This is a genomic window from Sessilibacter sp. MAH1 (genome assembly GCF_054658315.1).
Genome location: NZ_BAAGIC010000004.1, coordinates 211,866 through 224,907 on the forward strand (window position 1 = coordinate 211,866; position 13,042 = coordinate 224,907).

Annotated in this window: 10 protein-coding genes; 3 read left to right on the forward strand and 7 right to left on the reverse strand. The window is 38.0% G+C overall.

Annotated elements, in window-relative coordinates; translation table 11 throughout:
- Positions 1-108: 108 nt before the first annotated feature.
- Positions 109-705: a TetR/AcrR family transcriptional regulator gene (locus ACYQ28_RS05900; protein WP_460048762.1), complete on the forward strand. Its 597-nt coding sequence runs from the start codon at positions 109-111 to the stop codon at positions 703-705.
- A gap of 193 nt (positions 706-898) precedes the next feature.
- Here the strand turns inward: ACYQ28_RS05900 and ACYQ28_RS05905 are convergent, their stop codons facing one another.
- The 5 genes from ACYQ28_RS05905 to ACYQ28_RS05925 all read right to left on the reverse strand — a co-directional run bounded on the left by ACYQ28_RS05905 (position 899) and on the right by ACYQ28_RS05925 (position 7,820).
- Entirely contained in the window at positions 899-1,513 is a 615-nt protein-coding gene (locus ACYQ28_RS05905) for a TetR/AcrR family transcriptional regulator (protein WP_460048763.1), read from the reverse strand.
- 795 nt (positions 1,514-2,308) lie between these two features.
- A complete protein-coding gene (locus ACYQ28_RS05910) occupies positions 2,309-2,752 on the reverse strand; it encodes a response regulator (RefSeq protein ID WP_460048765.1) in 444 nt (147 codons plus the stop codon).
- 261 nt (positions 2,753-3,013) lie between these two features.
- The gene (locus tag ACYQ28_RS05915; RefSeq protein WP_460048767.1) at positions 3,014-5,848 is read right to left on the reverse strand and encodes an ATP-binding protein; all 2,835 of its coding nucleotides are present in this window, start codon (positions 5,846-5,848) and stop codon (positions 3,014-3,016) included.
- A 5-nt stretch (positions 5,849-5,853) separates the two neighbouring features.
- Entirely contained in the window at positions 5,854-6,309 is a 456-nt protein-coding gene (locus ACYQ28_RS05920; protein ID WP_460048768.1) for a response regulator, read from the reverse strand.
- Positions 6,306-7,820, reverse strand: coding sequence for a sensor histidine kinase (locus tag ACYQ28_RS05925; protein WP_460048769.1), 1,515 nt, complete (start codon positions 7,818-7,820; stop codon positions 6,306-6,308). The genes ACYQ28_RS05920 and ACYQ28_RS05925 overlap by 4 nt, the downstream gene beginning before the upstream one ends.
- A gap of 147 nt (positions 7,821-7,967) precedes the next feature.
- Between ACYQ28_RS05925 and ACYQ28_RS05930 the strand changes: the two genes are divergently transcribed.
- Both ACYQ28_RS05930 and ACYQ28_RS05935 read left to right on the forward strand, forming a co-directional pair.
- A complete protein-coding gene (locus tag ACYQ28_RS05930; RefSeq protein ID WP_460048771.1) occupies positions 7,968-8,696 on the forward strand; it encodes an ATP-binding protein in 729 nt (242 codons plus the stop codon).
- A 22-nt stretch (positions 8,697-8,718) separates the two neighbouring features.
- Complete coding sequence (locus ACYQ28_RS05935) at positions 8,719-10,491, forward strand: putative bifunctional diguanylate cyclase/phosphodiesterase (protein ID WP_460048772.1); 1,773 nt, start codon at positions 8,719-8,721, stop codon at positions 10,489-10,491.
- A gap of 29 nt (positions 10,492-10,520) precedes the next feature.
- On the opposite strand, the gene ACYQ28_RS05940 is transcribed toward ACYQ28_RS05935, so the two are convergent.
- Both ACYQ28_RS05940 and ACYQ28_RS05945 read right to left on the reverse strand, forming a co-directional pair.
- Entirely contained in the window at positions 10,521-11,837 is a 1,317-nt protein-coding gene (locus ACYQ28_RS05940; RefSeq protein WP_460048773.1) for an allantoate amidohydrolase, read from the reverse strand.
- Positions 11,809-13,038 carry a pyridoxal-phosphate-dependent aminotransferase family protein gene (locus ACYQ28_RS05945; RefSeq protein ID WP_460048775.1) on the reverse strand — a complete coding sequence of 410 codons (1,230 nt, stop codon included), beginning with the start codon at positions 13,036-13,038 and terminating at the stop codon, positions 11,809-11,811. The genes ACYQ28_RS05940 and ACYQ28_RS05945 overlap by 29 nt, the downstream gene beginning before the upstream one ends.
- Positions 13,039-13,042 lie beyond the last annotated feature (4 nt).

A 13,042-nucleotide genomic window follows, 5' to 3' on the forward strand; every position in this document is an offset into this window, starting at 1 on the left:
CTAATGAGAAAGCTTCATTAAACAGAACCTTCATCAAACGGCATGAAAAGATCATTAAATAATGTTTGATGTAAACCAATTAGATGTATAAGTATTGATAAGATTACTATGAATAGCACTAAAACTAACAGTAAAACTCATCTCATAAACACTGCGTATCGTTTATTTCTTAGTAAAAGTTATAACAGCACAAGCACCAGTTTAATCTGTGATGAAGCCTCTATAAATAAAGGTACCTTCTATCATTTCTTTCCGTCTAAAGCTGCTTTATTAATTGCCTGCTTAGAGTTACACGCAGATATATTAGCCGGTCAAATGACGGAAATTTCTGGTCAAGATATTAGTGCCATAGAAAAAATTGAGAAATTAAAAGAAATTCCAAGAGAAATTGCAGCCTCCAGCATGTCGGAATCTGGAAAAGTCGAAGGCTGTCTTTTGGGTAATATCGCACTAGAGTTGTCGACAATTGATGATCAGATTCACACCGCGATTACCCACTGTGCGTATAAGGTTATTAAGGCGATACAACTAACGCTTGAGCACTATAAAACAGAAAACAATATTGCTATGGATACAGCCAGTGCTGCTGAAGTAATGTTTTCTATGATGCAGGGCGGAATTTTATTATCCAAATTAGAAAATAACCCTGAAAAAGTAGTTACCGTATTAAAGACACTTCCAGAAGCATTAAAAACCTATCAATAGATCTCAATTAATAATGTAAATTAATACTGGGATTATGAGTTTAACCGAAATTGATTCTGAAAATAGGTGAATAGAATTTTACAGATTGGCGAAAAAACTGAAGGGAAAATAGATTGCGTCATTTAATAAGCATCCGCTTGTATCTGTATATCAACATAAAGACATACGATACAAGCGTGACTGCTTCAAAATATTACTGAATACTTTGTGCTGGATAAGCGTTTACAGGCAGTGTAAGAGCTTCGTCCCATGGCAACCATGACAATGACTCTCGAACGCCTTGCAACAAATGATCATATCCGTAACCAAGGTAACCATATACACGCAAACCAAACATGTTTAACAACAAACTGGTTGTTTTTGCGTTTACGGCCTCTTCAGACTGGCCCGTTTGCAATGCTTCACTGAAAATAGTTTCTAGCTTTTTCAACTGTTCAGCAACAACAGAAGCTAGCGCTTCGTCACCACTGGATTTAAGCTCTAACTGACTTTTCACCAAAAAACAGCTACAGAATTCAGATTCAGTAGATTCCCGAATCATTCTCAAAAGTACACTGCAAATACCAACGTCAATAGACGGGGCGCTGGTTAACTCTTCTGAAACTCTCTCAAAAGAAATCTTAGAATAGTGTCTTACTGTCTCTTCAAATAAGCCTGCTTTACTACCAAAGGCATTGTATAAACTGCCTGGTTGTAAACCGGTTACCTGAAAAACGTCTTGCATAGAAGCAGCTTGATATCCGCGCTGCCAAAATAACTGTGTCGCAGCATGAACTACTTCAGTACGATCAAATTTTGCTTTAGCCATTAGTATTTCCTCAACTACCTAAATAAATTAGCTTTTATTATTTTGTGGATCTGGTTCGTCTATTATAGCGCGTTTGTTCAAAATGTAATTATACGCGCCAAAAAAAAACGAGTTAAATTACTCCTTCCCAGTCAGACAAGATTTTTACAGCGAAATCTATGTCCTATTCTAAGAACTTAAGCCAAGAGTATTATCATCAAGTGTGGCGCCCAATAAATCTAAAAGGCGGGAGTTTCCGTGTAATAAAGGTATCTTCTAAAATTTTAAAAAAAAGCAGTAAATTGGGTAGAAACTGCAAATTATCGGATAACCGCATACACAAACTCACATATACCACGAGTTTTAAGCTCGGCATGAAGAAAAATGCCGCATTACGAAGCAATCGATTTTGCTGAGGAGAGATAAAAAGGAGAAGCTTCAGAGGTTCATTCACCAAACAAAGTCAATGAACCGGACAAAAGCCTTGTTGGCACTGAAACCCGACTGCCTATGTCGTCCCGCTATACCGCACACCTCAACTTTTTTCAACTGTAAACTATTTTTAATGTTTATTCCAGCTAAGGCATAAAATAATTGTAAAAATTGTATTTAATATGAGGAATTTATAAAGCGGCGTTACTGAATGAAACAAAAAATAGCGGCAGGAGTGTCAACAATATTAATTCGAAAAGGAGTAATATAAACAAATATCTTGATGTAAAACCGGCTTAAATATTCGAAAATAACAGCGCTGCATAAAGTACTATTTAATAAAATTTCTTTTAAAAGCAAGCAATTATATTCACACTATATCAACTAATCTATTTTAGGTGGCAGCGTTACTACATCAAACCAAAAATTATCCAATGCAATCACTACGTTAACAAACTGATTTAAATCTAAAGGTTTTACAATGTAGCCGTTGGCGTGTAAATCGTAAGATTCTAAAATATCTCTCTCAGACTCAGAACTTGTGAGTACAATTACGGGAATACGTCTTAATACATCATCACCTTTAAGATTTTCCAAAACTTCGCGCCCGTCTACCTTAGGTAAGTTTAGGTCCAAGAGTATTAAATCTGGTTTGCTGTGTTGCTCATAACCGGGTCTAGAAAACAAAATATTTAATGCTTCTTCTCCATCTTTAGCAATGCTAATACTATTTACAATCTTGGCTTCGGCAAAAGCCTCTTGCGTTAAAATTACGTCACCGGGATTATCTTCAACCAACAAAATATCTACAGATCGATTATTTTTCATTTTTTAGACCAAATCTTTGTTAAATTAAGTTAACGTTGACTTAGCGAAGAGCCAGAAAAAACTTACAAAAACTTCCGATTAAGCCATCGTTAGTTTCATTAGACGAGAGAAATCAAAATAAAATTTCGATCGCTATGCTTTTTCAATAACTTGCTATCGTAAACACTGCCGAAAAATCGGAGCCTAGCAGTAACAATACTCCGATCAAAGCGTTTAGCGCTCAAGAACTCAGGGCCAACCAATCTATTCCCAAAAGACTCGCTAAACTTTAGGGAGAGTAAAAACGAATTTACATCCATCACCAGAGTTAGCTTCTACCCAGATTTCTCCTTCTAAAGACTCAATTATTTTTCGACAGATAGATAAACCCATGCCGACACCCGAGTATTCATTTTTCCCGTGTAGACGCTTAAAAGGCTCAAAAATTTTCTCGGAAAATTCGGGCTTAATACCAATACCATTATCAGTAACGGTAAATAACCAGTAATTACGTTTTGACTCGCAGGAAATAATTACTTCCGGCGGCACATCGTTACGTGAGTACTTAATGGCGTTGCCAATAATATTTTGAAAAACAGAACACAACCTAGCCGCACTGCCACGAACCTTCGGAAGTTTAGACCAACGAATGACTGCGTTTTTATCCGAGATGCCCGATTCAAGATTGGTCAGTACCTGAGATTTTAATCGATCCAAATCAACAATTTGGTAAGTTTCAGATTCATCACCAACACGAGCATATTCCAAAAGATCTTTAACCAAACATTGCATACGTGTCGCACCTTGGCAGGCATGATCAATATACATTTCAGCAGCTTCTGTCAGAACATCTCCAGTCTTAAATCGTTTTTTAAGTAACGACATAAAACCAGATACCATTCTAAGCGGCTCTTGTAAATCATGAGAAGCCATGTATGCAAATCGTTCTAGCTCTTCATTAGCTTTAATGAGTTCGTTAATGGATTTCTTGATAGAAGTGATATCTTCTAGAGCACCAGACATGCTAACAGGGTTTCCGAGCTCGTCACGCACACTATCGCCTTTCATTCGAAACCATAACGGATCAGAATTCTTCCTGTGACAAACACGAAATTCAACATTAAAGTTTTCTTCGTTCAGTAAATGCGACTCTATTTTTTCTTTTATTAACTCTCGATCATCGAGATAAAGTGTATTTAACCAATTATTTAATGTATCTAACGACTGTTTATCTTTATTTTTTATATATAAAAGATCGCGAGCTTTGGGCGACAAATAGAACTCACCGGATAGAAGGTTGTATCGCCAGATACCAATATTTGACGCTTCAACGGCGGTTTCGAATTTTTCTTCACTCAAGGCCAATTGAGACTGAATATCTCTTAATTGTGTAATATCTTTGCTCAAAGATAAAATGTAACTCGTATCGGATTTATCTTTGAATAATATCTTTTTCGTTAAATACGACTTTTCTATATTTTGATCAATGTTGTAACATTCTTCAAATTCACAGGGGTTACCGTTTAACACCAAGGAATCTGGATCAAAAATTATATCAGACAAGCCTTTTAACCTTTTACCTTGAACTTTTTCATCCATATTTGAGGTTGAATATAAAGTTTTGCGAACTGGTATCACAGCAGAATCCGATAAAACAGACTCAGTATAAGCCTTATTTGCTCGAACAATTTTTAACGATTCATCCTTCACTGTTAAAGGATCGGGAATGGAGTTTTGTATTAGATCCAAAAACTCCTCAGATTCCTCCAATTTATCGGTATATAATTTTCTTGAATGCTCACTGGATATCCACTGTGTCAACAGGCCCATAAAGCTTTTTTCACGACTTGACAGATCTGATGCCAATTTTTTAGTAGAATAAAATGACAAGGTTCCGTAAGGAAGACTGTTAATATAAAGTGTCGTACCAATATAGCCTTTTACTTTTACACTAGAAATTGCCGAGGGAATAATAAAATTAGAACTGTAATAAACACCGGGTTTACCAAAAATCGTGGAACAATAGGTTTCATCCAGAGAAAACACATCCCCGGGAGAAATATCTTCTAAGGCAAGCGAAGAAAAATAACGAATAATATAATCTTTGTCTCTAATTTCACTGACAACTGCAAATTGAAAATCGAAATACTCTAAACCTAACAGCAAGATTTTATCAATTTTCTCTTGAGATGAACCTTGCAAATCGAAGGAAGTGGAATAAAGCTGATTAATAATAAATTCTTCGTTTTTTTCCTTATTGATATCTTGAATAAGACCCACTATTTTTTGCTGTCCATCAGAATCACTTTCTAATCGATTACCGATATCTTTTATCCAAACCCACTTCCCTGCTGCACCTCTTATTCTATAACTGACATTAAATTTCTCAGTTTTATAGGAAACAAAATTATTCCAGTGATAATTCAAAAACTCCAAATCATCAGGATGAACCAAAGATCGAAAATCTTTTAAAGACAAACTAGCATCAAACGTCGAGTAGATAATATTTTTTATACGCTCGTCTATATAAAACTTGTCCGACGAAAGATCATATTCCCACAACACAATACCTGTCGCATCAACTACACGCTCAGTTCTTTTTTGTTTTTCAATATAACTATTTTGATACTTTAAGATTTCTATATTTTTGTCTTCGATAATATTTTCGTATTTTTTTTGCTCAATACACTGTAAAATACTGGCTTCTAAATTGGTGGAAATTATTTTAGATTTAGACACATAATCAGACGCACCACTTTTTATCGCTTTTACGGCAACTTCCTCGCTACCCATACCGGTTAAAAGAATGACGGGTAAAAAAGGTTTATCGGAAACTATGGTACTCAATAAGGTCAGTCCGGTTTCACCGGGGAGAGAATAGTCCAACAAAATGCAGTCAGGCGTATGCTCACTTAAGCAAAGCATTGCCTCTTTTGAACTCGCTGCTTTTAAAAAAAAATATTTGTATTTACTTTTTCTCGATAATGAGCGAGTAACATATTCAATATCATCTTCGCTATCATCAACGATCAATATAGTTAGTTGTTTACTAACGGGTAAATTATCGGCTACATTCGATGTACCGATTTTGACGGCTTCAAATTGATTTATGCTCACGATTTTCAGTGCGATGTTGAGTTAATCTGTTTCGGCAAGATAGCAATACCAAACCAATAGTCCTGTATCTTCTTAATGGCTTCGGTTAAACCTTCAAATGAAACGGGTTTTTGAATATATGTACTCGCTCCTAGCTGATAACAATGTTCAATGTCTTTCTCATCTGCCGAGGTTGTTAAAATGATAACGGGTATTGAACGTGTTTTTGGGTAAGATTTCAGCACCTTCAAAACTTCACGCCCATCAATCCCAGGCATATTTAAATCCAGCAATATGATATTAGGGTTTATTAATTTCGTGTGTTCTTCGTCTTCTTCAGGCAAAATGAGATCTAAAGCTTCTTTACCGTTCTTGCACCACTTTATAGGGTTCATAAATCGATTTTTTTTGAAACTTCGTAAAGTCGCTTCATAATCGTCTTGGTTGTCTTCTACGATTAAAATATACGATAACTCTGTCATAATTCTATGTCTTTAATATTAAAATAAAAGATCGTGCCCAGACCAACACTGGACTCTACCCATATTTTACCATTGTGTTTTTCGATAATTTTTTTCACGAAGGTCAAACCAACTCCATTACCGCGTTTAGAATCATCCTCTGAATTCAATCGTTTGAATATTCTAAATATATCGTTATAAAACTTTTCTTCAATTCCTATTCCGTTGTCTTTTACGTAAAGAGTGACACCTTCAATTCCTCTAGAAGGCGCCGATGGATCATGACCAATTTCTATTATCTTTTCTTTCTTATCGTTATATTTGACAGCGTTAACAATAAGATTCAAGAAAACTTCTCTGATCTTTATTGAATCGCAACGTATTCTTGGTAATTCGCCAACAATGATAACCTTTGCATTTTCTTGCTCTAAGAACTCCCGTAGATCATCGGCAACATTGGTAATTATCTTATTGATATTAATTTTAGAGAGAGAATAACTTTGTCGACCTAGTCGCGAAAAGTACAATAAATCATCAATCAATTTTTCTAAGCGTGTACAGAGCTGTTGGATTCTCGTTATACGACGCTTACCATCATCGCCTAATTTATCTTCAAAATCCTCAAATAGAAAACTGGCATTGTTCGCTAAACCACGTATGGGCTCTTTAAGATCATGGGACGCGATATAGGCAAAATCGTCTAGTTCTTGGTTACTTCTTTTCAACTGATTAATATAGTTATTAATGATTCTCTGGCTACTTACTCGCTCTGTAATATCACGAATTGTACCTACATACTCGGTTTTTCCGTTAACTTCCATCTCGTTAACACCAAGCTCTATAGGAAAACATTCTCCATTTTTTCGCTTAGCCGATACCTCTCTTCCAACACCAATAATATTTCGCTTACCGGTTTTGTGATAATTCGACAAATACCCATCGTGAGCTTCATGGTATGGCGAAGGCATAAGAGTTTTGATATTTAACCCGATGATCTCTTCGGCTTTATAAAGAAATATTTTTTCGGCTGCTGGGTTAAAACTTTTAACTACTCCGTATTTATCGATGGTAATCACACCATCTAGAACCGTATTGAGCACGGTATCTAATTCTTTACGCTCTGCATCTATGATGTCTTGTTGACGTTTTTGGTAGCTAATATCTTTGAATATCCCTATAACATTTAATTCTTTACCTCGTTGAAAGTGATTGATACCCAGTTGCACGAAAACAGCTTTTTGTTCTTTTGTTTCAACTAATAGTTCGTATTGACGCCCTATCAACGATTCGTTAGTTTGATCTCCACCGACAATCGAATCGATGTATTGTGTAAAGAATTCGATATCACCAATCAGTTCACTAATATTTTTTTCTATTAAATCAGATCCTTCATAGCCAAATAAAATATTTAATGCTTTATTGACAGCTAATATTTTTCCCGTATTACTAACAATAATAATTCCGTCAGGAATGGCGTCCATTAGCGAACTGGTGGTTAGATCAGAAAACACATCCCCCGTGATGTATTCCATAGAATGCACTCTAAGATGGTATATAAAGGTGGTTTCACATAATTTAGAAATTTCTGCTACCCTAACAGTAGACTAGCAGCATCGGTTTAGCCAAAGTTCAAATGTAAAGTTGAGACGTTTTTTTAATTCATTCAATCGAAATAGAATATGGCATCCACAGACTCCCCCCCAGAATCGGAAGGTTCTGTTTCTAAATTATTTGTTGATAAGTTAATCTACGGAATCACTCACGATTTAGGCGCATCTGCTCGCCAAATGCATCAATTTTCTCAACTTATTGCTAAACAACAAGCCTTACGTGAATTACCTCAGATTGCTGTATGGCTAGATTATTTAGCAATTTCCAGTAAAGATTTTCAAGAAAAGATATTAGCCCTATCTAACTTGAGAGGTATTTCTAAGTCTGAAAATAATAGAATTTATACCAATCTTAAAGATTTAATTAATAGTCATATTAATGATTTCTCAGCCTTATCCAACGACGCTAATATCGATTTTATAAATCACGATATATTTGCAACCGTAAATGTCGAGCATTGGAATTATCTTGTGACGGCATTACTCCAAAATGCTCTAACATTTAGGAAAATTGAAGAGCCTAAAATAGAAACAAAAATAAAGATTCGACTAACCTTAGATGGTTCCATTCTCATTTTTACAATTGAAGACAACGGAATTGGTGTCAGACAAAATAACCACGAAGACCTGTGTAGACCTTTTAAACGTCTATGTGCAAATAACGAATATCCGGGTTTAGGTGTTGGTTTAACAATTTGTTGGTATATCGCAGAACTTAATAATGGACATATCGGATTTGAAAATTCTGATATGGGCGGTTTAAAAGTTGTCTATCAACAACCCACAAGCATCGAGTAACAACTTTAGAAAAATATAATTTATGTCAACAGCAATTGAGAATCGAACCGTGGAGAGCACTATCGTTGAAAGCCAGAATATTTTTCTTATGGCCGAAGATAATCCCTTAGATGCCGAAATTTTTTCAGAAATGTTAAAAAATTCCTTCGGTAACCGGTACTCCATTTTTTGTGTTGATCGATTTAAAAAAATTCTTCAAGCATTAGAAACCAATTCTTTTAACGCTCTAATTCTTGATATGAATTTACCTGATAGCTCTGGCGTTAATAACGTAGTTGAAATTGGCGAGAAGTTTCCAAATCTACCCATCATTGTTTTAACCGGTGACGACGATATACAAAAAGCCATAGATGCTTTGCAAAACGGTGCTCAAGATTATTTATCAAAGAATCACGTTACCCCAGAAACTCTAGAACGGAGTCTTAGATACGCTAGTGAGCGAAAGCAGATCGAGCAAAAACTTAAGTTCGCTTTACAAGATGCCGCATTTAAAAATATTCAATTAGAAGCGCAAGCAAAGCACGATTCGTTAACAGGCTTGGCCAACCGCACTTACTTTGCCGATGTCGCCTCCCGAGTTATTCACCGAGCCAGACGCTATAAATGTTTAGCAAGTCTAATGTATTTCGATTTAAACGGTTTTAAAAAAATTAATGATAATTACGGCCATGTAGCAGGTGATGAGTTATTAAAACAGGTTTCTAATCGTTTAATGTGCATTGTCAGAGACACTGAGTTCTTGGCACGCATGGGCGGCGATGAGTTTGTAATCATTACTGACCTATTAAAAGATAAAACCGAAATTTATCCGCTGTTAAAACGCATTCAACAGCAGTTCGATACACCATTTAAAATTGGCCCTCACGAAATTAGCGTGAGCACATCCATTGGTATTGCGTTTTACCCTGAAGCTGACTCTCTGGATTTACTCATTAAACACGCCGATTGTGCGATGTATGAGGCAAAATCAGAGCCTGAAAAATCCATTTGTTTTTATTCTGGTAAATTAGCGGCACAGTATGCAAGAACCCAGAAAATTGAATCCAGTTTTACTAAGGCCATTGAAAAAAACGAATTAGTAGCATTTTTTCAACCTATTATCTCGGTTAGCGATCCGGATTTGGTTTATGTTGAAGCTCTGGCCCGCTGGCATTCCTCCGAGCTCGGTAATATTAGCCCTTCGGAATTTATTCCCATTGCTGAATCGACGCCTACAATTAATAATATAACTCAGATTATTTCGCAAAAAAGCAGTCTATTGAGCCAAGGTTTAAGAATCATGGGCTTACCATTGCAAAAAATTGCGATTAACGTGGATGCATACCAATTAAGTGACCCTCATTTTTCAAGAAGGCTTCTGAATCAAATTGAGATTTCTCACCTTGAACCCAATCAAATTTGTTTAGAACTTACCGAGCGTCAAGTTGTACAAAATATTAATCAATGCAAGACACAAATTGAGCTTTTACGCAGGGAAGGAATAACTTTAGCGTTAGATGATTTTGGCACCGGTTATTCCTCTATTACTTATCTTTTGGATTTACCATTTGATGTGTTAAAAATAGATCGAATTCTTATTGCCGATATTGATAAAAACACCAGAAACCAGGCCTTAGTTGCCGGTATTGTAGAAATGGCGCATCGGTTAGATATGAAAGTTGTGGCGGAAGGGATTGAGAGTAACTGCGAAAAAGATGCCGCTATTAACCTTGGTTGCGATTTTCTCCAAGGATTTTTCTATTCAGGCCCAATGCCTCTAGAAGAGGCTCTATTGTTTTTTCAGTTAAAAAAATAAGGTTGCGATTGTGTTTAATAACCTCTGAGTTATTCAGAGGTTATGCCTGTCATGTAGATTGTTAATGACTGAAAAAAAACTCTTAAGGCTGCATTCACATCTTCTGGAATAACAGATTCGTCAGGATGATGACTGAGTCCTCTCGGACTTCTTAAAAATAACATCGCCATCGGACAAATCTCTGCCATTGCCATGGCATCATGCCCTGCACCAGACGGTAAATAACGAATGGGCAAGCGACTCATGAAAACCGTATCAATGGCTTGGGCAAACACTTCTTGAAAACTCTGTTCACACATCACGGCCGCGGCACGATGAGTATGACTCCAGCTTAATTCTAAGTTTCTTCGTCCGGCGATGACTTCACTGGTGTCGTTGATGGTTTCAATCACTTGATCACGCAACTGATCATTTTGCGAACGTACATCCAGCGATAGTAGTGTTTGGCCTGAAATGACATTAACTGCACCGGGTTTGGTAAACATCTGCCCAACGGTCGCAACTAAATCACCACCAACGGTGTTAGCGATTTTTTCAATGGCGAGGGTTATTTCTGCGGCACCGCATAAGCTGTCGCGACGTAAATTCATGGGCGTAGTACCGGCGTGACCGGCCTGACCTTTTAGCTGAATGCTCGCGCGTCTTGCACCGGCAATACCCGTAACAATACCAACGGGTAAGTCTTCGGCCTCTAATACCGGGCCTTGCTCAATGTGTAATTCCCAAAATCCTAACACTTTCTCGGAATTTAATTTGGCATTCGCGCATTGCTCTGGATCTAAACCAAAGTTTTTAAGCGCTTGCGCCATGGAAATACCGTCTTCATCGGTAACAGATAACCAATCGTCTTGCCATAAACCCGCCAGCGCTTTTGAGCCGATCAATGTGGTGCCAAATCGAGTGCCTTCTTCGTCGCAAAAACCGACGATTTCGATCGCATGATCAAAGCGAATATGTTTTTCGTTTAATTCGCTAACAAGTTCAATCGCCGATAAAACACCGAGAATACCGTCGTAGCGTCCCGCGTAAGGAACCGTATCAAGGTGGGAACCTAATATTAACGCCGGTGCTTTTGGCAAGTTACCTTCGTATCGCCCCCAAACATTACCGACTTGATCTTGCCATGTGCTCATGCCCGCGGCATTCATCCAGTCGGCCACTTGTTGATTAGCGAGTTGGTGTTCTGGCGTTAAATACGCGCGAAGAATTCCATCTTTTAAGGCAGAAAATCCCGCTAAGAGGTCACAACGTTCCAGTAATCGTTTACATGCAGACTGACTGTCGAAGTCGCTCAATAATTGTTGCGACATAAATTCTTTACCCATAAACCACAAGCGCAGCGTCAATGCCAGCACCGAGCGTTAATTGATGACCAGATATTCGTAAACAATTTTCAAGAGCAGCAAGAGTAGTCAGTACAGTGTCTTTGCGCGCGTTATACCCCATGGTGCCAATGCGCCAGATTTTGCCAGCAAGTGGACCAAATGAGGTGCCGATTTCGATGCAAAAATCCAACAGCATTTGTTTGCGAATGGCTTCACCGTCAACACCCGGTGGAATTACCACGCCAACCACATTCGACATTTTATGATTTAAATCACCGAATAATTCGAGATTCATGGCGGCTAAACCTTTGTACATGGCTTGGCCGTGCAATTCGTGACGGGCAATGCAGTTATCCAATCCTTCTTGCAAAACAATACGCGCGCATTCACGAGCACCGTAGAGCATGGTGGTTGCTTCGGTATGGTGGTTTAAACGCTCTTCGCCCCAGTAATCTAATATCATCGGTAAATCAAAATAATTCGAGCGAATGCGATCACCGCTGCCTTCAATATGATGAGATGCTTTAATTCCCGATTCTACGTGGTGGCGTTTACGAATGTGTTCGACGAATTTTTCGCTAAGGGTAATTGGGCCGCTGCCAGACGGGCCACCCAGACATTTTTGTAAACCACAAGAAACAGCGTCAATTTGCCAATCGTCGGTTAATAATGTGTTGCCAACAATCGACGCGGTTGCATCGCAATATAAAAGCACACCGTGGTCGTGACAGATTTTTCCAATCTCTTCGAGTGGCTGCAACATGGTGGTCGAGGTATCGCCCTGCACCAACGCTAAAAGCGTAGGTTTAATGCTTTTTATGGCAATTTCTATTTCGTTGGGTGTAAATACTTCGCCCCATGCTTTTTCGATGACATAAACGTCAGCACCGCAGCGCTCGGCAATTTCTTTTAATAAATGCCCAAAACGGCCAAAGACTGGAATTAATACCTTATCACCCGGCGTAATGGCAGATACCAAACAGGCTTCGATGGCAGCGCGTGAGGTGCCATCAATTAATAAAGTCCATCGGTTTTGTGTAACGAAAATATCGCGATACAGCGACATGGTTTCGTTCATGTACGCGGTCATGGCAGGATCATACTGGCCCACAAGCTGCGCCGACATGGCTCTTAATACGCGCGGGTCGGCGTTAATTGGTCCCGGCCCCATTAATAATCGAGCGGGAGGATTTATTTGGTCGTGTTTTTTACTATCGAACATCGTA

Coding starts and splice junctions, on each gene's coding strand:
- ACYQ28_RS05900 (WP_460048762.1), top strand. CDS start 109: ATGAATAGCACTAAAACTAACAGTAAAACTCATCTCATAAACACTGCG.
- ACYQ28_RS05905 (WP_460048763.1), bottom strand. CDS start 1,513: ATGGCTAAAGCAAAATTTGATCGTACTGAAGTAGTTCATGCTGCGACA.
- ACYQ28_RS05910 (WP_460048765.1), bottom strand. CDS start 2,752: ATGAAAAATAATCGATCTGTAGATATTTTGTTGGTTGAAGATAATCCC.
- ACYQ28_RS05920 (WP_460048768.1), bottom strand. CDS start 6,309: ATGACAGAGTTATCGTATATTTTAATCGTAGAAGACAACCAAGACGAT.
- ACYQ28_RS05925 (WP_460048769.1), bottom strand. CDS start 7,820: ATGGAATACATCACGGGGGATGTGTTTTCTGATCTAACCACCAGTTCG.
- ACYQ28_RS05930 (WP_460048771.1), top strand. CDS start 7,968: ATGGCATCCACAGACTCCCCCCCAGAATCGGAAGGTTCTGTTTCTAAA.
- ACYQ28_RS05935 (WP_460048772.1), top strand. CDS start 8,719: ATGTCAACAGCAATTGAGAATCGAACCGTGGAGAGCACTATCGTTGAA.
- ACYQ28_RS05945 (WP_460048775.1), bottom strand. CDS start 13,038: ATGTTCGATAGTAAAAAACACGACCAAATAAATCCTCCCGCTCGATTA.